Consider the following 23,291-nt stretch of genomic DNA (forward strand, 5'->3'; position numbering starts at 1 on the left):
CGAAAGGTTGCCTGCGAATACCCTGCCGCCGACCTGGGGCTTCGTATCGCGACTTACGTCGGAGGTAATTGATCTTCTGATCGGGAAGCCTAGGCTGGCCGTCATGAACTCGCAGAACTCCGTCTCGCACGACCTTGCGACAGGGCATTTCAGCACTCTGCTGAAGCACTGGCGCAATGTGCGCCGTCTCACCCAGATCGAGTTGGCTGGCGATGCCAATGTTTCCGCGAGGCATGTGTGCTTTCTGGAAACCGGCCGCGCGCAGCCGAGCCGCGAGATGGTGCAGTTGCTCGGCAGCGCGCTCGATCTGCCGCTCGAGGAACGTAATGCGCTGCACGTCGCCGCAGGCTTCGTGCCGCCCTATGGCGAGCAGGGACTGGCGGCCGATAATCTGCAGCATGTCCGCCAGGCGCTGGATTTCATTCTTCGCCAGCAGGAGCCGTATCCCGGAATCGTCATCGACGGGCGCTGGGACGTGCGCATCCGCAACCAGGCCTCGGCGCGCCTGTTCAAGCCGTTCCGCCAGGCCTACGACATGGAAGCCGGCCTCGCCGATAACGCCATGCATGTTGTTTTCCACCCCGGGGGCCTGCGCCAGTTCATCGTAAACTGGGACGAATTCGCCGGGCAGATGATCCAGATCCTGCATCGCGAAGTCGCGCAAGGCGGCTCCGTTGCGGCGCATCTGCTCGACGAAATCATGGCGTATCCCGGCTTGCCGGCCGAATGGCGGTTGCCGCGCAATCCGGCGGGATCGTCTCCGGTCATGACGATGCAGCTTCAGAAGGACGACTTCCGTCTCGCCTTCTTTTCCACCTTTACGACGCTCGCAATGCCGACCGACGCCGCGTTGCAGAAACTGAAAATCGAATGCTTTTATCCGGCGGACACCGCGACCGCCGAGAAGGCGCGCGAACTGGCACTCTGACCCAACCCTGCAAGAACCCTGGAGGCAGCAATGCAACTTGCCCAGCGACATCATCATCCGGCCGGGACCATGGACGAACTGCGCGCGTTGAACGCGCGTTTCATCCACAATTTCATCACTCGCGACGTGGCCTCGCACGATGCCATGCTGCATCCCGACTTCATCAACATCTGGCCCACCGGCCAGCGGCTGGATCGCGTCAGCTATCTGAAATACTGGGCGACGGCCTTCGATCCCAAGGTGATCGTTTACTGGGATGTCCGCGACGAACTCATCACCGTCATCGGCGATGTCGCGCTGGTGCGCGCCACCAACAAGCACACCCGCCGCCGCGACGGACAGGAAGTGACCGGCATGACCATGTACACCGATACCTATCTGTTCGAGGATGGCGCCTGGAAGTGCATCCAGGCCCAACTGACACCGGTTGCTCCGGAACATGAGCCCGCCGATGACACGATCGCCAGCGTCTATCTCGAAGGCAGGCTTCAGGTGCGCGCTTCTTGACGCGGGAGCGGGGGTGGACCATCGGGCGACGTACCGCTAACGTCGGGCGTTCACATGAGGACTGACATGTTCAAGCTCTATTACGCCCCCGGCACCTGCGCACTGGCCTCGCATATCGCCCTGGAGGAGGCCGGCGCCGCCTACACCACCGAGCGGCTGGATTTCAAGAACAACCAGCAGAACAGCGCCGAATATCTCAAGGTCAATCCGAAGGGACGGGTGCCAGCGCTGGTGACGGATCGCGGCACCCTGACCGAGACGCCGGCGATGCTCGCTTTCATCGCACAGAGCTTTCCGCAGGCGAGACTGGCGCCGGACGATACCTTCGCCTTCGCGCAGGCGCAGTCCTTCAACAGCTATCTGTGTTCGACCGTGCATATCAATCATGCCCACAAGATGCGCGGCCCGCGCTGGGCCACGGAAGAATCTTCCTTTGCCGATATGAAGCGCAAGGTGCCGCAGACCATGGCCGCCTGTTTTGCCCTGATCGAGCTCGACATGCTGCGGGGACCTTGGGTGATGGGCGAGCAGTATACGATCTGCGATCCCTATCTGTTCACGATTGCCGGATGGCTCGAAGGCGACGGTGTCGATATCGCGACCCTTCCGAAAGTGGCGGATCATTACAAGCGAATGTCGGAGCGGCCGGCGGTGCAGAAAGTGCTGGCGGATGAGAAGCGCTGAACTGAAAAATCCCACGTCGTCGCGGCCTCCGCTGACGGGGTGATGCATTGGAGGAAAAGCATGAGCAAGGAATTCTTCAGCCCGGCGACGCTTTCGCCGCCGGTCGGCTACTCGCACATCGCGAAGGTCAACAAGGGCACGATGATCTATCTCGCGGGCCAGGTGTCGAGCGACGCTTCCGGCAAGCTGGTCGGCGAGGGCAATTTCGAGGCGCAGGCCGAACAGGTGTTCCGCAATGTCAGGATTGCGGTCGAGGCGGCCGGCGGCACCATGGCCGATATCGTCAAGATGAACATCTACCTGGTGGCGGAAGTCGGTCAGGAAGAGGTGCCAAAAATGCGGGCGATCCGCGACCGCTACGTCAACACGCAGAAGCCGCCGGCCAGCACGCTGGTGGTCGTCAGCCGGCTGGCGCGGCCGGGCTGGCTGATCGAGATCGAGGCGATTGCCGCGCTGGACGATTGAAACGAAAACGGCGCCCGCGAAGGGCGCCGTCCTGTAACGGTTGCGCGATCAGGCCGCCTTCACCGCGAGGTGCTTGAACATGTTGGCGCGCGCCTCGTCGTCCATTTCCGCCTTGAACTTGAAATTGTCCTTCAGCGCGATCGCCTTGGCCGCCGCCGGCCGTGCCGAGATTTCGTCGACCAGCCGCTTGACGTTGGGATATTTGGCAAAGGCGTCCTCGCCCATGATGAAGGGGATCATGCGGGCCCAACCCCAAACGTCCATGTCGACGATGGTGTAGGTGTCGCCGACCATATAGCGGCGCTTGGCCAGATGGTCGTTGAGGATGCCGAAATGCCGCTGCGCCTCGAATTGATAGCGGTTATGGGCGTAGTCGATTTTTTCAGGCGAAAAGTGCCTGAAATGGACGGCCTGGCCGCTAAAGGGCCCGACGCCGGTGGCGACGAACATCAGCCAGGACAGCAGCTCGGCGCGGTTGGCCGGGCCAGCCGGCGGCAGGAACTTGCCGGTCTTTTCCGCCAGATACAGCAGGATGGCGTTGCTATCGAACACCTTGACGCCGTCGTCGTCGATCGCCGGCACCTTGGCGTTCGGATTGACCGCGAGATATTCCGGCTTGAACTGGTCGCCGGCGCGGGTATCGACGGCGACGGGTTGGTAGGCGATGCCGGCTTCCTCAAGGAAGAGCGCGACCTTGGTCGGGTTGGGCGATCCGTTGAAGTAGAATTTGAGCATTAACTCCCCCTTGTTTCCTTGTTGCCGAAAAAAATCGGGACGCGGCAAGGATGCCGCTGACGGCATCTCCATGCTCAAATTTTTGCGGGGAGCGCAACCGACGAGTTTGTGAGGGCGCGGCTCAGCCGAACCAGAAGAACCCGACCACCCCGGCGACGATGAACCCGGTCCCGATCGCCGTCATCATGGTCCCGAAACGGATCGCCGAATGCAGGTTCGAAGCCTGCGCGGCGCGTTCCGAGCGGCGCGCATAGCCGTGCACGATGACTTCCTCGTTGAAGGCATTGTTGGCATCGAACCCGCCGGAGAGGCCGACGCAGATCAACAGCATGCCGAGAATGACCAGGCCGGCAAAGCCCAAAAAACTCAGCATCAGCATCGGCGGCAGGCCGCCCAGAAAGATCGGCAGCAGCGGCAGCACAATCAACGCTTCGGACGTTCGGGATCGCATCGGATCCTCCATCGAGCCGTCAATGGCGGCCGGTGCGGAGTACGGATGACGCAATGTATAGCAGGAAATCAGGCGGAATAGGATGCGGCGGCCCGCTGAATTTACACGGCAGCCATGCCGGAGCGGATTTCGGCGCGCAGCTCGTCGATCAGCCGCAGGCCCTTCTTGGTCTCGATATGCCAGAAGGTCCAGCCGTTGCAGGCGCCGGAGCCCTGCGCCACCGCGCCCATGCGGTGGATCGAGCCGACCTTGTCGCCGAGCATGATGGCGCCGTCGGCGCGCACCAGGGCACCGTGGCGTTTCTTGGAATCGACCAGCTTTGTGCCGGGTGAAATCATGCCCCGCTCGATCAGTTCGGAGAATGCCACGCGCGGGGCATCGCGCGCGGTCATGAACGGCGCTAGCGTGGCTTCCGGCAGCGGCTCGATCGCGGCGATGCGGGCTTCCGCTGCGGTCGCATAGGTCTGGTCGCGCTCGAAGCCGATGTAGCGGCGGCCGAGGCGCTTTGCCACGGCGCCGGTGGTGCCGGTGCCGTTGAACGGATCAATCACGAGGTCGCCGGGTTTTGACGATGACAGCAGCACGCGGGCCAGCAGGCCTTCGGGCTTCTGGGTCGGATGAACCTTCTTGCCGTCGGCGCCCTTGAGGCGTTCGTCGCCGGTGCACAGCGGGATCAGCCAGTCGGAACGTGCCTGCACGTCCTCATTGGCGGCCTTCAGCGCTTCATAGTTGAACGTATAGCCTTTTGCTTTCTCGTCGCGCGCCGCCCAGATCATGGTCTCATGGGCATTGGTAAAACGGCGGCCGCGAAAATTCGGCATCGGATTGGTCTTGCGCCAGACGATATCGTTGAGGACCCAGAAGCCGAGGTCCTGCATGATCGAGCCGACGCGGAAAATGTTGTGGTAGGAGCCGATCACCCACAGCGTCGCCGACGGTTTCATGATGCGGCGGCAGGCCAGCAGCCATGCGCGGGTGAAATCGTCATAGGCGGCAAAGGACGCGAACTTGTCCCAGTCGTTGTTGACGGCGTCGACATGGGATTCGTCGGGGCGCTTGAGGTCGCCCTTGAGCTGCAGGTTGTACGGCGGATCTGCGAACACCAGATCGACCGAACCTGCGGCAAGCTTCGACATCTCGGCGACGCAATCGCCTACGACGATACGAGCACTCGACTCTGACTCAAATTGTGTGCGGGGCGCCCTTGCAGACGCCCCGCGACGCGACTCAACCATGACTCAAATACTCTGACTCAGGCGACGCTGTCGGCGACGCGGGACTAAACAACCGACTGGCCGTACATTGACGTGCCGAGGTAAACACGGGGTTATCGAGCACGCGTATTGCGTGCGTCCTGGTTGTGATTGATGGCTAGGCAATAATTGCCGGGCAGGTTATTGATTAATGGAATGGAAATTATACCCGACTGCCGCGTTAGGTGTCGGCGAGTACGCCGCCAGCCAGCTGGAATGAGGAAATACCGCCATGCGTTACGATGACTTCCGCCGCAGCGACAATATCGACGATCGCCGCGACGACGGCGGCGGCGGAATGGGCGGCGGCGGTGGCATGCGGATGGGCGGCGGCGGGCTCGGCATCGGCACCATCATCGTGCTGGGCATCGTCGGCTATGCCTTCGGCATCGATCCGCGCATCCTGATCGGCGGCGCCGAAATTCTCACCGGCGGCAACCAGGCGCCGTCCTATCAATCCGAACGCCGGTCCTCCGAACCTGCAAGAAAGGGAGCGCCGACCGACGAGATGGGCAGCATGATATCTGGCGTGCTCGGCGAGATCGACGATCGCTGGGACGAGATCTTCAAGGCCAGCGGCCAAACCTACAAGGGGCCGCGCATCGTGCTGTTTCGCAACGCCACCAATGGCGGACGCTGCGGCATGGCGCAGTCGGCGATGGGGCCGTTCTATTGTCCGCCCGACAAGCAGATCTTTCTCGATACCGCGTTTTTCCGCGAGGTCGAAACCAAGTTCCGCGGCTGTTCGGGCAATGCCTGCAAGTTTACCGCGGCCTATATCATCGCCCATGAAGCGGGACATCACATCCAGAACCTGCTCGGCATCCTGCCGCGCGTGAACCGGATGCAGCAGCAGGCCGGCAGCAAGGCGGAAGCCAATGCGCTGCAGGTCAAGGTCGAGCTGCAGGCGGATTGCCTGTCGGGCGTCTGGGTCAATCGGCAGGAAAAGAAGCGTCCGGGCTTCCTCCAGCCCGGTGACATCGATGCGGCATTGCAGACCGCCGCCGCGATCGGCGACGACACGCTGCAGCGCAAGGCGCAGGGGCGTGTGGTGCCGGATTCGTTCACCCACGGCTCCGCCGCGCAGCGCAAGCAGTGGTTCATGACCGGCTACCAGCAGGGCACGGTGCAGTCCTGCAACACGTTCGGCGCGGGAGTGCTCTAGATTCTTCCGCTGTCATCCCCGCGCGAACGCGGTAGCGTTCGTCGCTGAGAGGTGCGAGCTCTTGGGCGAGCCTCGAAGTATGCGATGAGAAGCAAGATGCCCGCTGCCCATCCTTCAAGATGCGCAAGCGCGCGCACCTCAGGATGACGTAGAGAGGCTGGGAGGTTCAGGTGATGTCCATCGATGAAACAAAACAATTCGTCCCGCTCAACATCGCGGTGCTGACGGTTTCCGACACGCGGACGCTGGCGGACGACAAGTCCGGAACCACGCTGGCGGATCGAATCGCCGCCGCCGGGCACACGCTGGCGGCGCGCGAGATCATCGTCGACGAAGTCGATGCGATCCGCGCCATCGTCAGGCGATGGATCGCCGACCCCGGCATCGACGTCATCATCACGACAGGCGGTACCGGTTTTACCGGCCGCGATGTCACGCCGGAGGCGATCGAGCCGTTGTTCGAAAAGCGGATGGACGGCTTCTCGATCGCCTTTCACATGCTGAGCCACGCCAAGATCGGGACCTCGACGATCCAGAGCCGCGCCACCGCCGGCGTCGCCGGCGCCACCTATATCTTCTGCCTGCCGGGATCGCCGGGCGCCTGCCGGGACGGCTGGGACGGCATTCTGGCGCCGCAGCTCGATTACCGCACGCGGCCCTGCAATTTCGTCGAGATCATGCCGCGGCTGGACGAGCATTTACGCCGCCCGAAGGCGCAAGGCGCGTCGGTCTGATCGTCATTCCGGGAGCCCGAAGGATCGCGACGTATCCCGCTCACAACTCGCGCTCCCAGGTCTCGCCAACGAGGCTCTGGCCGAAACTGCGGTGCGGCTCTGTGTCGACCAGCACGAAGCCTTGGTCCTGATAGATCCTGCGGGCGGCGATCAGAATGCTTTGGGTCCACAGCGTGATCCTGCGGTAGCCGCAGGCCTGCGCGAACGCGATGCATTCGCCGACCAGCCGCTGGCCCAGTCGCTGTCCGCGTCCGGCCGGATCGACCAGCAGCAGCCGCAGCTTGGCGACATCGTCGCTCTGCCTGACCAGAAACACCGAGCCGACCTGGACGCCGTCGAGTTCGGCGATCCAGCAGCGCTCGCGCGAAGCGTCGAACGAGGTCAGGAATTTTCCCGCGATCTCCGCCACCAGGCCTTCGAACGAGGAATCAAAACCGTATTCGCGGGCATAGAGCGCGCCGTGGCTCTGCACCACCCATCCCATATCGCCCGGCCGGGGATCGCGCAGGATCGCAGGGGGCGGCGGCACGCTGTTTTCGCCGAGCAGCCGTTCGATCGCGGCCATCGCGCCGACCAGCCGCCCGCGGTCACTTCCCGGCAACGCGGCCAGCAGGGCCGCGACGTCGTCATGCGAACTGCGTTCGAGTTTTGCAAAAGCCTGACGCCCCCTGGCGGTAAGGCCGAGCCGGTATTGCCGGCGGTCGGACGGCAACGGCTTGCGGGTGATCAACCCGGCTTCGTCGAACTTCTGGACGATGCGGCTGAGATAGCCGGGATCCAGCCCGAGTTCGATCCCGATCTCCTTCGCCGCCGCGTCCTCCCGGTGCGCCAGTTCGTACAGCACCCGCGCCTCGCTCAGCGAGAACGGACTTTTCAGCAACTGCTGATCCAGCACGCCGAGCTTGCGGGTGTAGAACCGGTTGAAAGCCCGGACCGCTGATATCTGGTCGTCGTCGGAATCGTGTGGAGTCATCGCGCACCTCGATACTTGCCAGTGTCAAATAATTATTTGACTTTGACAAGTAATTTTGTGCTTGCGGCTCATCCTTCGAGGCGCGCAAGGGCGCGCACCTCTGGATGAGGTCAACTTGCTGAAACACGACAACCTCATGCTGAGGAGCGAGCGACGCGAGCGTCTCGAAGCATGGGCAGCGGGCGACTTGCCGAGCCAGAGCAGCCGGCGCTACGCCACCATGATCCGGCTGCGCAGCAAGGTGCGCGAGGAGCGGCCTAGCTGGCGCAGCAGCCTGGCTTCGGAGCGGCGGGCGTCCGGCGCGTAGCCGCCGAGCTTGTCGTAGTGATCGCGCGCGATCAGCAAGCCCTGTTCCGCTGTGGGTCCGGTGATCATCCGCACGATGAATTTGATCCCGTCGCGCAGGCCCGCATCGGCATAGGGCGAGCGGGCGTAGCGGAAGATCCCGGCGCGTGGACGGCCGCTGTTGGAGACGCCCTGGATGAACTGGGTGGTTTCCTCGATCCAGCCGGAGTCGAGCACCGCGCCGGCGCGCAGGAACATCAGCCAGGGCGAACGCGCCTGCCGGGCACCGGCCGCCAGCGCCGCGGCATGCGATCCCTGAAAGGCCAGGTACCGGCAACCCGCGACATCGGCGACGCGCTCGATCACCCCGTTGCCGGCGCGATCGACCAGCAGCACCTCGCGCACTACGCCGGCCGCGGCGCCCGGCACCAGCGCGGCGAGCGTGGCCACGGCCGGCTGTTCGACGCCGTCGGTGGGAATGATGACGCTCAGCATGGACGTTTCTGCGATGCCTCAATGCGGGGAAAACGCCGCACTGTTATCACCTTGTCACACTCAAATCAGCCCGCCGGTTGCAGCTTTTTGCGGCAGGGCGCCAATCGGGAGGCGTTCACGCGCGGTCACACTTGGCTGTGGATGATTGAATTTAATGTTCTTGCTTTGTTCTTTCAGACTGCTATGTTCCAGACATGAGCCGAGCATCCTCACATGCCCTCAAGCACCCGCCGGTCACGGCGCCCTCCGAGCCGGCGGGTGTACCTTCTCCTTTTCCCGAACTCGCGGTCGCGATCGAGCGCGAGCGGCGGCGTGGCCGCGGCGCGCAATCCAACTCTTCCGGCCGCTTCGAGGCCGAGGCGCGGGTCGCTTTCGACGACGGCTGGCAGAGCCTCGACGATCTGCCGCCGTTCAAGACCACGGTCGCGCTCGATACCGCGCGCAAAGTCATCACCCGCAACGACTCGCCCGACATCGGCTTCGACCGCTCGATCAATCCCTACCGGGGCTGCGAGCATGGCTGCGTCTACTGTTTTGCGCGGCCGACCCATGCCTATCTCGGCCTGTCGCCGGGGCTCGACTTCGAGTCGAAACTATTCGCCAAGCCCGACGCGCCGCAGCTCCTGGAAAAGGAACTGGCGGCGCAGGATTACGAACCGCGGATGATCGCGATCGGCACCAACACCGATCCCTATCAGCCGATCGAGCGCGAGCGAAAGATCATGCGCGGCATTCTCGAGGTGCTGGAACGCACCGGCCATCCGGTCGGCATCGTCACCAAATCGGCGCTGGTGACCCGCGACATCGATATTCTCGCGCGGATGGCGAAGCGCAATCTCGCCAAGGTGGCGCTGTCGGTCACCACGCTCGATCCGGAACTGGCGCGCACCATGGAGCCGCGGGCCTCGACGCCGGCGAAGCGGCTGGAGGCGCTGCGGCAACTGTCGGAGGCGGGAATTTCGACCACCGTGATGGTGGCGCCCGTAATCCCCGCGCTGAACGATTCCGAGATCGAGCGCATTCTCGATGCCGCCTTTCATGCCGGCGCAAGGGAAGCGAGCTATGTGCTGCTGCGGCTGCCGCTTGAGGTGCGCGACCTGTTTCGCGAATGGCTGATGGCGAATTATCCCGACCGCTACCGCCACGTCTTCACCCTGATCCGCGACATGCGCGGCGGGCGCGACTACGATTCGCAATGGGAAACCCGGATGAAGGGCACCGGCCCGATGGCCTGGATGATCGGTCGCCGGTTCGAAATCGCTTGCGAAAAACTCGGACTCAACAAGCGGCGCTCGAAACTGACGACGGATCATTTCGCCCGGCCGAAACGCAGCGGGCAGCAGTTGAGTTTGTTTTAGGACGTAGTCGTCATTGCGAGCGGTGTTTTTTCTAAATAACGGGAATTGCGCCGAGTTCCCGGTTGCGCCGCCGGGCGCGCTTGCGCACGATCCCGGCATGATTCGCGACAAATCCGAAAAAGAAAAGCCCAGGCGACTGCCCAGAGGCGTGATCGCCGTCGCACCGCCGAGCTTTCGCCGCGAGCGCGCGTTGATCAAACGCGGTGTCTGGCCGGTGGCCGGCTGCGACGAGGCCGGCCGGGGTCCGCTGGCCGGCCCGGTGGTGGCGGCCGCCGTGGTGCTCGACCCCAGGCGAATCCCGAAGGGCATGGATGATTCGAAGCGGCTGACGGCCGAACGCCGCGAGGAACTGTTCGAGGAAATCTGCGCGACCGCGTCGTTTGCGGTCGCCTTTGCGTCGCCGGCGCGGATCGATCGCGACAATATCCTGCGCGCCTCGCTATGGGCGCTGATGCGCGCGGTGCAGGCGCTGCCGGAAGCGCCGCGGCATGTGTTCGTCGATGGCCGCGACAAGCTCGATGTCGCCTGCGACTGCGACGCCGTGATCGGCGGCGACGGGCTGGTGCTGTCGATCGCGGCGGCCTCGATCATCGCCAAGGTGACGCGCGACCGGCTGATGTGCGCGCTGGCGCAGGATTGTCCGGGCTACGGTTTCGAGCAGCACAAGGGGTATGGCGTGCCGGAGCACCTTGCGGCGCTGAGCCGGCTCGGACCGAGCGCCTATCACCGGCGTTTCTTCGCCCCCGTGGTGGCCGCGCGGGAAAAACATCACCTGTCAGCCGTCGAACCCGACCTTCTGACGAGGGAAGCGCCCGCAGGCTCCGAGGTTGCCGCCGCCATCTAGCGCCAGTTGCCTCAGCGGCTGACGCGCTCTATCAAGCGTTCGACATTGAATAGGCCGGCTGGTCGGGCCGGGTGGGGCATTTTCGGACGTTTCATGCGTTTCACCTCCCTGATCATCGAACTGATCCGCGCCCGGCCGCGCTTGATCGTGTTGCTGGTGGTGCTCGCGCAGGCCGCCATCTGGCTGATTGTGCCGTTGCTGTTGTATCGAAGCCCGCCCGACGAACTCGCCACCGTGCTGGCGTTCGGCCGGGAGTACCGGGTCGGCACCGATCTCGGCCCGCCGCTGGCGTTCTGGCTCGCCGATATCGCGTTCCGCGCCGCCGGCAACCACATGTTCGGCGTCTATCTGTTGGCGCAGCTTTGCGCGATCACGACGTTCTGGACGCTGTTTCTGCTGGCGCGCGCCATTGTCGGCGCACAGCAGGCGGTGCTCGTGGTGTTGCTGACGCTGACAGTAACGGCCTTCAGTTCGCCCGGCGTCGAGTTCGGCCCGCTGGTGCTCGCGCGCCCGCTATGGGCGCTGCTGCTGCTGCATTCCTGGCAGCTGATTGGCCAGAGCCGGCGCAATGCATGGTTTGCGTGGTCGATCGAAGCGGGCCTGCTGCTGCTGACCACCGCCGCCGCGGCAGGCCTCCTGCTCCTGATCGCGGGCTTTGCGCTCGCCACCCGGCGCGGACGGCGGATGCTGAATTCGTTCGATCCGCTGTTCGCGCTGCTGGTGATCGTCGTGCTGGTGCTGCCCTGGCTGATCTGGCTGGTCCGCGCCGACATGCTGGCGTTGCCGCCATGGCCCGATATCGCGGATCTCAAGGGCAGGGCGCTGCACTGGAGCATCTTGCTCGGCGGGCTGCTGCTGGCGATTTCCGGCATCCTGCTGCTGGCGGCGCTCAACTCCGGCTGGTTTGCGCGCCACCCCGAAGAGGCGCCGATCATCTTTCGGCCGCCGGTCGATACAATGGCCCGCGACTTCGTCTATTTCTTCGCCATCGCGCCCGCGCTGGCCGGAAGCCTGATCGCCGGCCTGTTCAATTACGACCGCGTCGTCGGCGGCGCCGGCATCGCGCTGCTGATGTCGGGGCTGGCGGCGATCATCGTGACCGGCGACGTGATTCAGCTGCGGCGCCAGCGTTTGCTGCGCTCGGTCTGGGCGCTCATTGTCGTTGCGCCGGCGTTGGCCGCGATCGCGGGGACGCTGTTCCTGCCATGGACCGGCAGCGCCGAAGTGTCGACATCGATGCCCGGACGCGCCATCGCGCATTTCTTCGGCGACAGTTTCGAGCGGCGCACCAACCAGCGCCTGCGGGCGGTGGCCGGTGACCCGCAGCTGGCGAAACTGATCACGCTGGACAAGGCGCGTCCGCATCTTCTGCTCGACGCGACGCCGCAGCGGACACCGTGGCTGACTCCGGCCAAATTCAACGAGACCGGCGGCGTCGTGGTCTGGCGCGCCTCCGACACCGAGGGCACTCCGCCGCCTGAACTGCTGCAGCGGTTCCCCGGCCTGGTGCCGGAAGTGCCGCGGGCGTTCGATTGGCTGGTCACCGGCCGCCAGCCGCTGCTGCGGATCGGCTGGGCCATCGTGCGGCCGAAGGGATCGTGAGCACTGTGCATTCCTCATGGTGAGGAGCGCGTCTTCGCGCGTCTCGAACCATGAGAGCCCGTATCTCTCATCCTTCGAGACGCGGCGAATCCGCCGCTCCTCAGGATGAGGGGGTCTTCGCCTGCTCCAGCGCCTGCGCGATCGCGCGCAGATCGAGCCACGCCATCTTCTTGTAGGACGGCGAGCGCAGCAGATAGGCCGGGTGGAACGTCGCGAGCGCGCGGATCTTCCTTGTGCCGGTGTCGTAGTCGAACCAGCGACCGCGGGTTTTCATGATGCCCTCGCGGGTCGACAGCAGGGTTTGCGTGGAGGGATTGCCAAGCGTCACCAGCACGTCCGGATTGACCAGTTCGATCTGGCGCTGGATGAACGGCAGGCAGATCTGCGTTTCCTGAGGGGTCGGCGTGCGGTTGCCGGGCGGGCGCCAGGGAATCACATTGGCGATGTAGGCGCTGGAGCGGTCGAGCCCGATCGCCGCGATCATCCGGTCCAGCAATTTGCCGGAGCGTCCGACGAACGGCAGGCCCTCGATGTCTTCCTCGCGGCCGGGCGCCTCGCCGACGAACATGATGCGCGCCTGCGGGTTGCCGTCGGCGAACACCAGCCGCGTCGCGGTCGATTTCAGCGCGCAGCCGTCGAAGGTTTCCAGCAGCGCCCGCAGCGCCTCCAGCGACGGCGCAATTCGCGCGGCTTCCCGCGCCGACTGGATGGCGGCCTCCGGCGCCGCGGCCTCGGCGCGCGCTGCCGGGATCGCGGCGGGCGTGGCTGGAATCGTCCTGACCGGTTGAACTTGAGCCGGTTCGCGGGCGGCCGGCATTATTTCTGGATCGGACAGCCGGTTGACCGGCTCATCCGTCAGCGCGCAATCGACCCCGGACTCCAGGTAAAAGGCGAGCAATTGCTGGACGGTAGGGGCGCTCTCAGGCGTCATGGTTGTTGTCTGCGACATCCGGCCCAATCTAAAGCGTTTTCAAGCGAAGTGGAAACCGGTTCGCGTCAAGAAAACGCGTCAAATCAAGAATCTAGAGCCCCGTTTCGATGCAATCGAAACGGAAAAGGCTCTAGGCGGTCTCGCGCGGTTGCGAAACTCATTTCGGTGGTTGTTCTCCGCTCAAAAATCGGAAACAACGGGGTCGTTTAGAGGCGTTCTCAACCGGCCGGAACCAGATCATGAGCACCGAAGAATTACCGCCGCGCGAATCCATGGAATTCGACGTCGTGATCGTCGGCGCCGGGCCGTCTGGCCTCGCAGCCGCGATCCGGTTGAAGCAGCTCAACGCCGACCTCACCATCGTCGTGGTGGAGAAGGGTTCCGAGGTCGGCGCGCACATCCTGTCCGGCGCGGTGATCGACCCGGTGTCGCTCGACAAGCTGGTGCCGGACTGGCGCGAGGACGCCGACTGCCCGCTGAAGACCCAGGTCAAGACCGACAAGTTCTACTGGATGACCGCGGGGTCGGCGATTCCGCTGCCGGCGATCGTGATGCCGCCGCTGATGAACAATCATCACTGCTATGTCGGCTCGCTCGGCATGGTGTGCCGCTGGCTGGCGCGCAAGGCCGAGGCGCTCGGCGTCGATATCTATCCGGGCTTTGCCGCGGCGGAAGTTCTGTACGACGAAAAAGGCGCGGTGCGCGGCATCGCCACCGGCGACATGGGCGTCGGCAGGGACGGCAAGCCGAAGGATTCGTTTACCCGCGGCATGGAACTGCTTGGCAAATACACGCTGTTCGCCGAAGGCGCCCGCGGCAGTCTCACAAAACAGCTGATCGCGAAATTCTCCCTCGACGCCAAGAGCGAACCGCCGAAATTCGGCATCGGCCTCAAGGAAGTCTGGCAGATCGATCCGGCCAAGCACCAGAAGGGCCTGATCCAGCATTCGTTTGGCTGGCCGCTGAACAACTCCACCGGCGGCGGCTCGTTCCTCTATCATTATGACGACAATCTGGTGGCGGTCGGCTTCGTGCTGCATCTCAACTACAACGATCCGTATCTGTCGCCGTTCGATGAATTCCAGCGCTTCAAGACCCATCCCGCGATCCGCACCTTGTTCGAAGGCGGCAAGCGGCTGGCTTACGGTTCGCGCGCCATCACCGAGGGCGGTTACCAGTCGGTGCCGCGACTGACCTTTGCCGGCGGCGCGCTGGTCGGCTGCGCCGCGGGGTTCGTCAATGTGCCGCGCATCAAGGGCGTGCACAATGCGATGGGCACCGGCATTCAGGCGGCCGAGCACGTTGTCGCCGCGCTCGGCGCCAACAGGGCCAACGACGAACTGGTCGACTACGAGAATTCGTGGCGCGAATCGGCGGTCGGCAAGGACCTCTACCGGGTCCGCAACGTCAAGCCGTTGTGGTCGAAGTTCGGCACCATCATCGGCGTAGCGCTTGGCGGTATCGACATGTGGTGCAACACGCTGGGCTTCTCGCTGTTCGGCACCCAGTCGCATGCCAAGCCCGACCGCAAGACGCTCGATCCGGCCAAGGCGCATGCGCCGATTGCCTATCCGAAGCCGGACGGAAAGATATCGTTCGACAAGCTATCTTCCGTGTTCATGTCCAACACCAACCACGAGGAAGACCAGCCGGTTCACCTCAAGGTCGCCGACATGAACCTGCAGAAGACCTCCGAGCTTGAGGTCTTTGCCGGCCCGTCCAACCGCTATTGCCCGGCCGGGGTCTATGAATGGGTCGAGGAGCCGTCAGGTCCCCGCTTCCAGATCAACGCCCAGAACTGCGTCCATTGCAAAACCTGCGACGTCAAGGATCCCAACGGCAACATCACCTGGGTTCCACCGGAAGGCGGCGGCGGTCCGAATTACGAGGCGATGTGACCACGATCGCGTGAGCGGCGGTCCAAGTTTGGACCAAGGCAGCCCAGGGTCGGCGCTTCCGGCCACGATACCGCCACACTGAAAGCGTTTTCCAGACCGGGCCGGTCCGGAAGCCGGCCAGTGGCACCGGGGCTTTCTGCCAATCGATTCGCCACCCCGTATCCTTGCGGTTCAACGCCAAACGCGGCATTGTTGCTTGCCTTGATGCCGCTGGCCGGGTTCGCATCCGAGACGATCCTTGAAATCCCTGGAGCTAGGCAAACCCTGATGTTTTCCAATCGTTTCAATCGCCTCGATGGCCGGATCCTTGCCCTTGCCGCCTTGGCCGTGCTGGCCGTGCCGGGCTCGCTGTCGGCGCAGACTCCGGATCATTCCGCGGGCACGTCGGCCCAGTTCCCGACCAAGAGCGACCTCAAGTCGCTGACCACCTCCGGCAGCTATCTCGCCGCCCGCCACGCCAGCGTGGAGCGCGACGCCACCTCGGCCGCGGCGTTTTACCGCTCGGCGCTGCGCAGCGATCCCAAGAACAACGAACTGCTCGATCGCGCCTTCATCTCCTCGCTCGCCGATGGCGACATCGACGAGGCGGTCAAGCTCGCCGACCGTATTCTGACGATCGACAAGTCCAATCGGGTCGCCCGCCTCGTGGTCGGGGTACGCGATCTGAAGCAGAAGAAATACGCCACCGCGCAGCTCAACATCAATCAGTCGATCCGCGGACCGATCACCGACCTCGTGGCGACGCTGCTGGCGGGCTGGGCCAGCTACGGCGCCGGCGACGCCAAGTCGGCGGTCGCCAACATCGACAAGCTGACCGGTCCGGAGTGGTATCCGATCTTCAAGGATCTGCATTCCGGCATGATCCTGGAACTCGCGGGCAAGGAAAAGGACGCCGGCGTTCGGCTGGAGCGCGCCTACAAGCTCGACGATTCCATGCTGCGGGTGGCGGACGCCTATGCGCGATGGCTGTCGCGCGGCAAGGACCCGGCGGCGGCCACCGCGGTCTACGCGGCGTTCGACAAGAAGCTGGCGCGGCATCCCCTGGTGCAGGAAGGCCTGCGCGATACCAGGGCCGGCAAGAAACTGACGCCGCTGGTGGATACGCCGCAGGCCGGCGCCGCCGAGGCGCTGTACGGTATCGGCGCCACGCTGACCCGCCGCGGCGGCGAGGATCTCGCGCTGGTCTATCTGCAGCTGTCGCTCTATCTCGCGCCCAATCATCCGCTGGCGCTGCTGTCGCTGGCCGATCTCTACGAGTCGGTGAAGAAGCCGCCGATGGCGATCAAGGTCTATGAGCGCATGCCGGCCGCCTCGCCGCTGAAGCGCAATGCGCAGATCCAGCTCGCCACCAACCTCGACGCCGCCGAGCGCAGCGAGGAGGCGATCAAGATCCTGAAGGGCGTCACCGCGGAAGATCCGAGGGATATCGAAGCCATCATGGCGCTCGGCAATATCGAGCGCGGCCGCAAGCGGTTCGCCGACTGCGCCCGGACCTACACCAATGCCATCGACGTGATGCCGGCGGGCAGCGAGAAGGGCGCCTGGGTGACCTATTACTACCGCGGCATCTGCCTGGAGCGCTCCAAGCAGTGGAGCAAGGCGGAGGTTGACATGCGCAAGGCGCTGGAGCTGCAACCCGAGCAGCCCCATGTGCTGAACTATCTCGGCTACTCGTGGATCGATCAGGGCATCAATCTCGACGAGGGCATGAAGATGATCAAGCGCGCCGTCGAGCAGCGCCCGGATGACGGCTACATCGTGGACTCCCTCGGCTGGGCGTACTACCGCATCGGCAATTTCGAGGACGCGGTGAAGCACCTCGAGCGCGCGATCGATCTGAAGCCGGAAGATCCGACCATCAACGACCATCTCGGCGACGCCTACTGGCGTGTCGGCCGCACCCTGGAGGCCAAATTCCAGTGGGCCCACGCCCGCGACCTCAAGCCCGAGCCGGACGAACTGCCGAAGATCGAACTCAAGCTCGAAAACGGTCTGCCGGAAGACACCTCGTCGGCGGCTTCTGCGGACAAGAAAAAAGAAGACGGCAAGGGCGGCTGAGTGCGCTTGAGGGCGGCTGATCGAAGGGCTGGTCGGCGATGCCGGCGTTGATGCAAGAGCTGGTGCAAGAGGGGCGTGCCAAGGTCAACCTGACCCTGCGGGTGGTCGGGCGGCGCGTCGATGGCTATCACGACCTCGAAAGCGTTGTGGCATTCGCCGATTGCGCCGACAGAATCACCCTGACGCCGGGCGCCGCGCTGAATCTCAACACCACCGGGCCGCTGGCGCAGGCCTGCGGCGACGCCGAAGACAATCTGGTGTTCAAGGCCGCGCAGCTGCTCAGCGAGCGCGTGCCGGATCTCGTGCTCGGCGATTTCCTCCTCGACAAAATGCTGCCGGTCGCCGCCGGCATCGGCGGCGGTTCGGCCGATGCTGCCGCAGCGTTGCGGCTGTTGGCGCGGGCCAACGGCCTTGAACTCGACGATCCGCGCCTGATCGAGGTGGCGCGGCTGACCGGCGCCGACGTGCCGGTATGCCTCGCCTCGAACGCCTGCGTCATGACAGGGGTCGGCGAAACCCTGCTGCCGCTGAGCCTGCCGAAAATGCCCTGCGTGATGGTCAATCCGCGCGTTCCTGTCGCCACCAGGGACGTGTTCAAGGCGCTGGGCCTGCGCAACGGCCAGTTGCTGGTGAGCGCGACCGACGTGTTCCGCGGCACCGACTGGCCGGAAGCCGGCGCCTCGCTCGAAGACTGGGTCGAAGCGCTCGCCGCCGAACACAACGACCTCGAAGCCCCGGCCACGCGCATTCAACCCGTGATCGGCGACGTGCTTGCCGCCCTCAGCGCCAGCAACGGCGCCTGGCTGGCGCGGATGTCGGGCTCCGGCGCCACCTGCTTTGCGATCTACGAGAACACCGCCGACGCGAAGCGCGCGGCGCAGCAGATCCAGCGCGATCATCCGCAATGGTGGGTGCATGCGGGGATTTTGAGCTAGTTCGACTTGTCGTCACCTGCCACGCACTGACGACGGCACTGCCGCTAATGCGATCTCGCCAGGCAGAACGCCACTACCTGCTCCAGCGCGGTTTTCATCGGCGAGGCCGGGAACAGCGCCAGCGCGTCGACCGCCATCGCGCCGTAATGCTGGGCGCGGTTGATGGTGTCTTCCAGCGCGCGGTGTTTTGTCATCAGCCCGATGGCGTGATCGAGGTCGCCATCCGCGATCTCGCCGCGCTCCAGCGCCTTGCTCCAGAACGCGCGTTCGGAGTCGTTGCCGCGGCGGAACGCCAGCACCACCGGCAGCGTGATCTTGCCTTCGCGGAAATCGTCGCCGATGTTCTTGCCGAGTTTGGCGGCCTTGCCGCCATAGTCGAGCACGTCGTCGACCAGCTGGAACGCGATGCCGAGATTCATGCCGACCGAGCGGCACGCGGTCTGCTCGGCCTTCGGACGGTTGGCGATCACGGGGCCGACCTCGCAGGCCGCGGCGAACAGTTCGGCGGTCTTGCCGCGGATCACGGCGAGATACTCGTCCTCGGTGGTCGCGGTATTCTTCGCCGCCGCCAGCTGCATCACTTCGCCTTCGGCGATGGTGGCAGCGGCCGACGACAAAATGTCGAGCGCGCGCAGCGAGCCGACCTCGACCATCATCCGGAATGCCTGGCCGAGCAGGAAATCTCCGACCAGCACGCTGGCCTCGTTGCCCCACAACATCCGCGCGGACAATTTGCCGCGCCTGAGTTCGCTTTCGTCGACCACGTCGTCATGCAGCAGGGTCGCGGTATGCATGAACTCGACCGAGGCCGCGAGCTTGATATGACCGTCGCCGGAATAGCCGGTGAGGTTGGCCATCGCCAGCGTCAGCATCGGACGCAGCCGTTTTCCCCCTGAGGAAATCAGGTGGTTGGCGACCTCCGGAATCATGGTCACTTCCGAGCCGGTCCGCGACAGGATGGTCGCGTTGACCCGCTCCATGTCGGCGGCGACGAGCCCGACCAGGCCATCTATCGACGCGTTCGACGGGCTCTCGAAGGGTACAATAACCGCCACGCTGGTCTCCACATTTGCCCAATTCGGGCTACCTTTGAGTTATAATAATAGAAAGTGCGGGGGTAGGCGGCAAGGGCAGGTAAGGGCAGGTAAGGGCAGGTAAGGCGCAGGTAGCGGTTGACAGGCGCCCGCCCGCCCTGCAGCGGATCGGCAAAGGAGCGCCACAATTGCGGGAACTGGTTCGGACCAACGATATCGTGCTGGTTTCGGCGGTCGGCGCGCTGCTCGACGGCGCCAATATCCACCATCTGGTGCTGGACCAGAACATGAGCATCATCGAGGGCTCGCTCGGAATCCTGCCGCGCCGGATCCTGGTACATGAGGACGACAACCGCGAGGCGCGGCAGATCCTCAGCGACGCCGGCCTCGCCCACGAACTGCGGGCCGATGACTGACTCCGCCGGATCTTCCGACGTAGCCGAATTCACCGAGGATACCTTTCTCGGCGGACAATTGCACTTGCGTCAGCCGCGGTCTGGCCACCGCGCCGGCCATGACGCCATGCTGCTGGCCGCGGCGACGCCAGCTCGTTCCGGGGATCGCGTGGTTGAGTTCGGCGCCGGAATCGGCGCCGCCGGTCTCGCGGTCGCGAGGCGCGTGGCCGGGATAGAACTCGTGCTGGTCGAGATCGACGCCGATCTCGCCGTGCTGGCGCGGGAAAATGCCGCCGCCAATGCGATCGCGGCCGATGCGGTGGTGCTTGATGTGGCGTCCGCCGCCCCGGCCTTCGCCGCGGCCGGGCTTGGCCCCGACAGCGTCGATATCGTGCTGATGAATCCGCCGTTCAATGACGCCGCGCGGCACCGCGCCTCGCCGGACAAGGCACTGGCCCATCTGGCGGATGCCTCGACGCTGGAGAACTGGGTCCATGCGGCGCGGCGGATCCTGAAATCCGGCGGTGTGCTCAGTCTGATCTGGCGAGCCGATGCAATTGGGGAAGTGCTGGCGGCGCTGGATCGCGGCTTCGGGAGTCTCGCGATCCTGCCGGTTCATGGCGACGCCGGGAAGCCTGCGATCCGTCTGCTGGTTCGCGCGGTCAAGGGCGGCAAGGCGCCGGCGCACATCCTGGCCGGCCTGATGCTCAGGGATGAATCGGGGGCGCCCGATCGAGGGGTGCAGGATATCCTGGCGGGGAAGGGGGTATTGCCGTTGGCGATACCCTGATGGCACTGCTTACTGCGGAAGCGTTTCCGAGCGCTGATCCGGCGCGGAAGTAAAGTGAATCGCCGTCAAAAGTGCGCCAATCAGCATCACCAGCAGATAGATCTTCATGTCTTTCTCCACTGCGCCGTTGCAGCCTGATAACCAGCACAAAGCCAACGGCGTTCCAGCTTCTGCAATGACATCGGCGTGATAAATAATGGTTAACATTGAGGTAATGGCATGACGGAACCCACTGAATCACGCGGCGGTATCGCGGATGTGATCGACCGGCTGATGAAATTCGTCCCGGCGCGTTTGCGCAAAGGGACGGCGGTCGTGCCGGTGGTGCGGCTGTCCGGTGTGATCGGCGCGGTGACGCCGTTGCGGCCGGGCATGTCGCTGGCCGGCGTCGCCAGGGTTCTGGAGCGCGCGTTTGCGACGAGGAACGCCAGGGCGGTGGCGCTGGTGATCAATTCGCCGGGGGGATCGCCGGTGCAATCACGACAGATTTACCTGCGGATCCGGCAACTCGCAGCGGAAAAGAAATTGCCGGTGCTGGTGTTCGTCGAGGACGTGGCGGCGTCCGGAGGCTACATGATCGCCTGCGCGGGCGACGAGATTTTCTGCGATCCATCCTCGATCCTGGGCTCGATCGGCGTGGTCGGCGGCACTTTCGGGTTTCAGGAGTTGATCAGGAAGATCGGGGTCGAGCGGCGGCTGTATACCGCCGGCGAACACAAGGCGATGCTCGATCCGTTCCTGCCCGAAAACCCCGATGACGTCGCACGGGTGAAGGCGTTGCAGCGCGAGATCCACGCCCTCTTCATCGCGCTGGTCAAGGAGAGCCGCGGCGGCCGCCTGAAGGGCACGGATGATGTGCTGTTCTCGGGCGAGTACTGGGCCGGCGAAAGCTCGGTTTCGCTCGGCCTTGCGGACGCCATCGGCGACCTGCGCTCGACGCTGCGCGGCCGCTACGGCGACAAGGTGCTGACGCCGGTGGTGGCGCCGCCGAGCGGAATGCTGTCGGGACTGCTGGGCCGCAAATCGGCCGGCGCCGGCGCGCTGGCGTCGGCGGAAGGCATCGCCAGCCTGCCGGACGAACTGATTTCCGCGCTGGAGACAAGGGCAATTTGGGCCAAATTCGGGTTCTGAGGACGCAACACCCCGCGCCATTTGGCCCCGGACAAGGCGATTGCGGCCGGGGCCGGCTTGCGCGAGACTGCCAATCGGGGCTGACGCATGAACGACGAGGATCGACCGATGCCACCGCTGATCGCATTTGCTGGCGCTTTGGGTAGTCTGGCCGTGGTCCGCTGGGCCTACAAGACCGCCAAGCGGGTCAACCGCGAACTGGAAGAGGCGCGGCTCGCACGGGTCGCCGAGCAGGTCCGCTCCAACGACATTCCGACGCTGCGGCGCGATCCCGACACCGGCGCCTACCGGCCGGGGTGAACGACGACGCAATCCCGTAGCCCGATTGGCTCCATCCGGGCTACGATTTGACGCTCGTCAATGAATTGATTGGGTACCCCCCAAAAACACTTGCGCCGGCCTCGGGGTGGGGCACCACCCGTGAGGACCGGCGTAGCAAGCCTGGAGGTTAGTTCGTGTGTAGCGGACGCCCGGTTGCTTCAGTGTTCATGATCGACCGATCACGAATGCCGGCGCGCCGGTATTCGGAAGGGTAACCGTTTGGGCCGCCGAAGGTTCCGGGCATTGCCTTGATTCCCCGCTCCCCCGCCGATACGGTCCGCGCGCTTTCATACCCCCTCGCGAGACCGATTCTGACGATGGACGCCATTCCCGCCCACATGCGCCCGGAACGCTCGTTCCAGGGCTTTATCCTGGCTTTGCAGCGGTTCTGGGCCGATCAGGGCTGCGTGATCCTTCAGCCCTACGACATGGAAATGGGCGCGGGCACCTTCCATCCGGCCACCACGTTGCGGGCGCTCGGGCCGCGGCCATGGAAGGCCGCCTATGTGCAGCCCTCGCGCCGGCCGAAAGACGGCCGCTACGGCGAAAACCCCAACCGGCTGCAGCACTATTACCAGTTCCAGGTCATCATCAAACCGTCGCCGCCGGACCTGCAGGAACTGTATTTGAAGTCGCTGGCCGCGATCGGCATCGACTCCGCGCTGCATGACATCCGCTTCGTCGAGGACGACTGGGAAAGCCCGACGCTCGGCGCCTGGGGGCTGGGCTGGGAGTGCTGGTGCGACGGCATGGAAGTGTCGCAGTTCACCTATTTCCAGCAGGTCGCCGGCGTCGAATGTTCGCCGGTGTCAGGCGAACTCACCTACGGGCTGGAGCGCCTCGCGATGTATGTGCAGGGCGTCGACCGCGTCTACGATCTCAATTTCAACGGCCGCGAGGGTGCCGAGAAGGTGACCTATGGCGACGTATTCCTGCAGGCCGAGCAGGAATATTCGCGGCACAATTTCGAACACTCCGACGCCGACATGCTGTTCAGGCAATTCTCCATGGCCGAGGAAGCCTGCAAAAAATATCTCGACGCCGGATGGAAAGACGGCAAGCGCGACGCGCACCGGATGGCGCTGCCGGCCTTCGACCAGTGCATCAAGGCCAGCCACGCCTTCAACCTGCTCGACGCCCGCGGCGTGATCTCGGTGACGGAGCGCCAGAGCTACATCATGCGCGTGCGCGAACTGGCAAAGGCCTGCGGCGAAGCCTGGGTCCACACCGAAGCGGGCGGGGCGGCGTGATTTTTACCCTCCCCTGGAGGGGGAGGGTCGCTGGCCCAAGCAATGGCGGGCGGGGGGGGGGGGATGGGG

25 protein-coding genes are annotated in these 23,291 nt (G+C 64.5%); 17 read left to right on the forward strand and 8 right to left on the reverse strand.

The annotated features are described in order from the left end of the window. Window positions 1-103: 103 nt before the first annotated feature. The 4 genes from Q8N40_RS23530 (at window position 104) to Q8N40_RS23545 (ending at window position 2,584) form a co-directional block, all read left to right on the forward strand. A complete protein-coding gene (locus Q8N40_RS23530; RefSeq protein WP_305713500.1) occupies window positions 104-928 on the forward strand; it encodes a helix-turn-helix domain-containing protein in 825 nt (274 codons plus the stop codon). Window positions 929-958: 30 nt separating this feature from the next. After that, window positions 959-1,435 (forward strand): nuclear transport factor 2 family protein, encoded by a 477-nt coding sequence (locus Q8N40_RS23535; RefSeq protein WP_305713501.1) that lies wholly within the window; start codon window positions 959-961, stop codon window positions 1,433-1,435. A gap of 66 nt (window positions 1,436-1,501) precedes the next feature. Beyond that, a complete protein-coding gene (locus Q8N40_RS23540; protein ID WP_305713502.1) occupies window positions 1,502-2,119 on the forward strand; it encodes a glutathione S-transferase family protein in 618 nt (205 codons plus the stop codon). A gap of 60 nt (window positions 2,120-2,179) precedes the next feature. Further along, the gene (locus Q8N40_RS23545; protein WP_305322192.1) at window positions 2,180-2,584 is read left to right on the forward strand and encodes a RidA family protein; all 405 of its coding nucleotides are present in this window, start codon (window positions 2,180-2,182) and stop codon (window positions 2,582-2,584) included. Window positions 2,585-2,632: 48 nt separating this feature from the next. On the opposite strand, the gene Q8N40_RS23550 is transcribed toward Q8N40_RS23545, so the two are convergent. The 3 genes from Q8N40_RS23550 to Q8N40_RS23560 form a co-directional block, all read right to left on the reverse strand. Then, window positions 2,633-3,319, reverse strand: a complete 687-nt coding sequence (locus Q8N40_RS23550; protein ID WP_305713503.1) for a glutathione S-transferase family protein — start codon at window positions 3,317-3,319, stop codon at window positions 2,633-2,635. 121 nt (window positions 3,320-3,440) lie between these two features. Next, window positions 3,441-3,770 (reverse strand): hypothetical protein, encoded by a 330-nt coding sequence (locus Q8N40_RS23555; protein ID WP_305713504.1) that lies wholly within the window; start codon window positions 3,768-3,770, stop codon window positions 3,441-3,443. Between the two features lie 101 nt (window positions 3,771-3,871). Then, a complete protein-coding gene (locus tag Q8N40_RS23560; RefSeq protein ID WP_305713505.1) occupies window positions 3,872-5,005 on the reverse strand; it encodes a site-specific DNA-methyltransferase in 1,134 nt (377 codons plus the stop codon). A gap of 250 nt (window positions 5,006-5,255) precedes the next feature. On the opposite strand from Q8N40_RS23560, the gene Q8N40_RS23565 reads away from it, so the two are divergent. Beyond that, entirely contained in the window at window positions 5,256-6,188 is a 933-nt protein-coding gene (locus Q8N40_RS23565) for a neutral zinc metallopeptidase (protein WP_305319911.1), read from the forward strand. A gap of 173 nt (window positions 6,189-6,361) precedes the next feature. Next, complete coding sequence (gene moaB / locus Q8N40_RS23570; protein WP_305713506.1) at window positions 6,362-6,922, forward strand: molybdenum cofactor biosynthesis protein B; 561 nt, start codon at window positions 6,362-6,364, stop codon at window positions 6,920-6,922. 40 nt (window positions 6,923-6,962) lie between these two features. Here moaB and Q8N40_RS23575 read toward each other — a convergent pair whose 3' ends face one another. Continuing rightward, window positions 6,963-7,895, reverse strand: coding sequence for a helix-turn-helix domain-containing GNAT family N-acetyltransferase (locus tag Q8N40_RS23575; RefSeq protein ID WP_305713507.1), 933 nt, complete (start codon window positions 7,893-7,895; stop codon window positions 6,963-6,965). 210 nt (window positions 7,896-8,105) lie between these two features. Beyond that, window positions 8,106-8,675 (reverse strand): glycosyl transferase, encoded by a 570-nt coding sequence (locus Q8N40_RS23580; RefSeq protein WP_305319908.1) that lies wholly within the window; start codon window positions 8,673-8,675, stop codon window positions 8,106-8,108. 194 nt (window positions 8,676-8,869) lie between these two features. Between Q8N40_RS23580 and Q8N40_RS23585 the strand changes: the two genes are divergently transcribed. From Q8N40_RS23585 to Q8N40_RS23595, 3 genes are all read left to right on the forward strand, one after another. Then, window positions 8,870-10,033, forward strand: coding sequence for a PA0069 family radical SAM protein (locus Q8N40_RS23585; RefSeq protein WP_305713508.1), 1,164 nt, complete (start codon window positions 8,870-8,872; stop codon window positions 10,031-10,033). A 97-nt stretch (window positions 10,034-10,130) separates the two neighbouring features. Then, the gene (locus tag Q8N40_RS23590) at window positions 10,131-10,877 is read left to right on the forward strand and encodes a ribonuclease HII (RefSeq protein WP_305713509.1); all 747 of its coding nucleotides are present in this window, start codon (window positions 10,131-10,133) and stop codon (window positions 10,875-10,877) included. 93 nt (window positions 10,878-10,970) lie between these two features. Then, window positions 10,971-12,479: a glycosyltransferase family 39 protein gene (locus Q8N40_RS23595; protein WP_305713510.1), complete on the forward strand. Its 1,509-nt coding sequence runs from the start codon at window positions 10,971-10,973 to the stop codon at window positions 12,477-12,479. Window positions 12,480-12,579: 100 nt separating this feature from the next. Here Q8N40_RS23595 and Q8N40_RS23600 read toward each other — a convergent pair whose 3' ends face one another. Further along, on the reverse strand, window positions 12,580-13,410 hold the full coding sequence (locus tag Q8N40_RS23600) for a uracil-DNA glycosylase family protein (protein WP_305713515.1): 831 nt from the start codon (window positions 13,408-13,410) through the stop codon (window positions 12,580-12,582). Window positions 13,411-13,649: 239 nt separating this feature from the next. On the opposite strand from Q8N40_RS23600, the gene Q8N40_RS23605 reads away from it, so the two are divergent. From Q8N40_RS23605 to Q8N40_RS23615, 3 genes are all read left to right on the forward strand, one after another. After that, complete coding sequence (locus Q8N40_RS23605; RefSeq protein WP_305713511.1) at window positions 13,650-15,308, forward strand: electron transfer flavoprotein-ubiquinone oxidoreductase; 1,659 nt, start codon at window positions 13,650-13,652, stop codon at window positions 15,306-15,308. Between the two features lie 267 nt (window positions 15,309-15,575). Next, complete coding sequence (locus Q8N40_RS23610; protein WP_305713512.1) at window positions 15,576-17,366, forward strand: tetratricopeptide repeat protein; 1,791 nt, start codon at window positions 15,576-15,578, stop codon at window positions 17,364-17,366. Window positions 17,367-17,416: 50 nt separating this feature from the next. Then, window positions 17,417-18,301 carry a 4-(cytidine 5'-diphospho)-2-C-methyl-D-erythritol kinase gene (locus Q8N40_RS23615; protein ID WP_305319901.1) on the forward strand — a complete coding sequence of 295 codons (885 nt, stop codon included), beginning with the start codon at window positions 17,417-17,419 and terminating at the stop codon, window positions 18,299-18,301. Between the two features lie 44 nt (window positions 18,302-18,345). On the opposite strand, the gene Q8N40_RS23620 is transcribed toward Q8N40_RS23615, so the two are convergent. Then, window positions 18,346-19,356, reverse strand: a complete 1,011-nt coding sequence (locus Q8N40_RS23620; protein WP_305319900.1) for a polyprenyl synthetase family protein — start codon at window positions 19,354-19,356, stop codon at window positions 18,346-18,348. Between the two features lie 167 nt (window positions 19,357-19,523). On the opposite strand from Q8N40_RS23620, the gene Q8N40_RS23625 reads away from it, so the two are divergent. Together Q8N40_RS23625 and Q8N40_RS23630 are read left to right on the forward strand one after the other, a co-directional pair. Continuing rightward, a complete protein-coding gene (locus tag Q8N40_RS23625; protein WP_305713513.1) occupies window positions 19,524-19,751 on the forward strand; it encodes a DUF2007 domain-containing protein in 228 nt (75 codons plus the stop codon). Further along, window positions 19,744-20,520 carry a tRNA1(Val) (adenine(37)-N6)-methyltransferase gene (locus tag Q8N40_RS23630; protein ID WP_305713514.1) on the forward strand — a complete coding sequence of 259 codons (777 nt, stop codon included), beginning with the start codon at window positions 19,744-19,746 and terminating at the stop codon, window positions 20,518-20,520. Before Q8N40_RS23625 ends, Q8N40_RS23630 begins: the two co-directional genes overlap by 8 nt. A 9-nt stretch (window positions 20,521-20,529) precedes the next feature. On the opposite strand, the gene Q8N40_RS23635 is transcribed toward Q8N40_RS23630, so the two are convergent. Then, window positions 20,530-20,727: a hypothetical protein gene (locus Q8N40_RS23635; RefSeq protein WP_305317955.1), complete on the reverse strand. Its 198-nt coding sequence runs from the start codon at window positions 20,725-20,727 to the stop codon at window positions 20,530-20,532. Between the two features lie 12 nt (window positions 20,728-20,739). On the opposite strand from Q8N40_RS23635, the gene Q8N40_RS23640 reads away from it, so the two are divergent. The 3 genes from Q8N40_RS23640 to Q8N40_RS23650 all read left to right on the forward strand — a co-directional run bounded on the left by Q8N40_RS23640 (window position 20,740) and on the right by Q8N40_RS23650 (window position 23,222). After that, window positions 20,740-21,651, forward strand: coding sequence for a S49 family peptidase (locus Q8N40_RS23640; RefSeq protein WP_305317954.1), 912 nt, complete (start codon window positions 20,740-20,742; stop codon window positions 21,649-21,651). A 108-nt stretch (window positions 21,652-21,759) separates the two neighbouring features. Further along, the gene (locus Q8N40_RS23645) at window positions 21,760-21,951 is read left to right on the forward strand and encodes a hypothetical protein (RefSeq protein WP_305317958.1); all 192 of its coding nucleotides are present in this window, start codon (window positions 21,760-21,762) and stop codon (window positions 21,949-21,951) included. Between the two features lie 338 nt (window positions 21,952-22,289). Next, on the forward strand, window positions 22,290-23,222 hold the full coding sequence (locus Q8N40_RS23650; protein ID WP_305317953.1) for a glycine--tRNA ligase subunit alpha: 933 nt from the start codon (window positions 22,290-22,292) through the stop codon (window positions 23,220-23,222). Window positions 23,223-23,291: the final 69 nt, after the last annotated feature.

The sequence above is a fragment of the Bradyrhizobium sp. genome, from assembly GCF_030693485.1.
Lineage (GTDB): Bacteria > Pseudomonadota > Alphaproteobacteria > Rhizobiales > Xanthobacteraceae > Bradyrhizobium.

Excerpts from the sequence above, each read along its gene's own strand:
- Q8N40_RS23530 (WP_305713500.1), top strand. The coding sequence starts at position 104 with ATGAACTCGCAGAACTCCGTCTCGCACGACCTTGCGACAGGGCATTTC.
- Q8N40_RS23535 (WP_305713501.1), top strand. The coding sequence starts at position 959 with ATGCAACTTGCCCAGCGACATCATCATCCGGCCGGGACCATGGACGAA.
- Q8N40_RS23540 (WP_305713502.1), top strand. The coding sequence starts at position 1,502 with ATGTTCAAGCTCTATTACGCCCCCGGCACCTGCGCACTGGCCTCGCAT.
- Q8N40_RS23545 (WP_305322192.1), top strand. The coding sequence starts at position 2,180 with ATGAGCAAGGAATTCTTCAGCCCGGCGACGCTTTCGCCGCCGGTCGGC.
- Q8N40_RS23550 (WP_305713503.1), bottom strand. The coding sequence starts at position 3,319 with ATGCTCAAATTCTACTTCAACGGATCGCCCAACCCGACCAAGGTCGCG.
- Q8N40_RS23555 (WP_305713504.1), bottom strand. The coding sequence starts at position 3,770 with ATGCGATCCCGAACGTCCGAAGCGTTGATTGTGCTGCCGCTGCTGCCG.
- Q8N40_RS23560 (WP_305713505.1), bottom strand. The coding sequence starts at position 5,005 with ATGGTTGAGTCGCGTCGCGGGGCGTCTGCAAGGGCGCCCCGCACACAA.
- Q8N40_RS23565 (WP_305319911.1), top strand. The coding sequence starts at position 5,256 with ATGCGTTACGATGACTTCCGCCGCAGCGACAATATCGACGATCGCCGC.
- moaB (WP_305713506.1), top strand. The coding sequence starts at position 6,362 with ATGTCCATCGATGAAACAAAACAATTCGTCCCGCTCAACATCGCGGTG.
- Q8N40_RS23575 (WP_305713507.1), bottom strand. The coding sequence starts at position 7,895 with ATGACTCCACACGATTCCGACGACGACCAGATATCAGCGGTCCGGGCT.
- Q8N40_RS23580 (WP_305319908.1), bottom strand. The coding sequence starts at position 8,675 with ATGCTGAGCGTCATCATTCCCACCGACGGCGTCGAACAGCCGGCCGTG.
- Q8N40_RS23585 (WP_305713508.1), top strand. The coding sequence starts at position 8,870 with ATGAGCCGAGCATCCTCACATGCCCTCAAGCACCCGCCGGTCACGGCG.
- Q8N40_RS23590 (WP_305713509.1), top strand. The coding sequence starts at position 10,131 with ATGATTCGCGACAAATCCGAAAAAGAAAAGCCCAGGCGACTGCCCAGA.
- Q8N40_RS23595 (WP_305713510.1), top strand. The coding sequence starts at position 10,971 with ATGCGTTTCACCTCCCTGATCATCGAACTGATCCGCGCCCGGCCGCGC.
- Q8N40_RS23600 (WP_305713515.1), bottom strand. The coding sequence starts at position 13,410 with ATGACGCCTGAGAGCGCCCCTACCGTCCAGCAATTGCTCGCCTTTTAC.
- Q8N40_RS23605 (WP_305713511.1), top strand. The coding sequence starts at position 13,650 with ATGAGCACCGAAGAATTACCGCCGCGCGAATCCATGGAATTCGACGTC.
- Q8N40_RS23610 (WP_305713512.1), top strand. The coding sequence starts at position 15,576 with ATGTTTTCCAATCGTTTCAATCGCCTCGATGGCCGGATCCTTGCCCTT.
- Q8N40_RS23615 (WP_305319901.1), top strand. The coding sequence starts at position 17,417 with ATGCAAGAGCTGGTGCAAGAGGGGCGTGCCAAGGTCAACCTGACCCTG.
- Q8N40_RS23630 (WP_305713514.1), top strand. The coding sequence starts at position 19,744 with ATGACTGACTCCGCCGGATCTTCCGACGTAGCCGAATTCACCGAGGAT.
- Q8N40_RS23635 (WP_305317955.1), bottom strand. The coding sequence starts at position 20,727 with ATGTTAACCATTATTTATCACGCCGATGTCATTGCAGAAGCTGGAACG.
- Q8N40_RS23640 (WP_305317954.1), top strand. The coding sequence starts at position 20,740 with ATGACGGAACCCACTGAATCACGCGGCGGTATCGCGGATGTGATCGAC.
- Q8N40_RS23645 (WP_305317958.1), top strand. The coding sequence starts at position 21,760 with ATGCCACCGCTGATCGCATTTGCTGGCGCTTTGGGTAGTCTGGCCGTG.
- Q8N40_RS23650 (WP_305317953.1), top strand. The coding sequence starts at position 22,290 with ATGGACGCCATTCCCGCCCACATGCGCCCGGAACGCTCGTTCCAGGGC.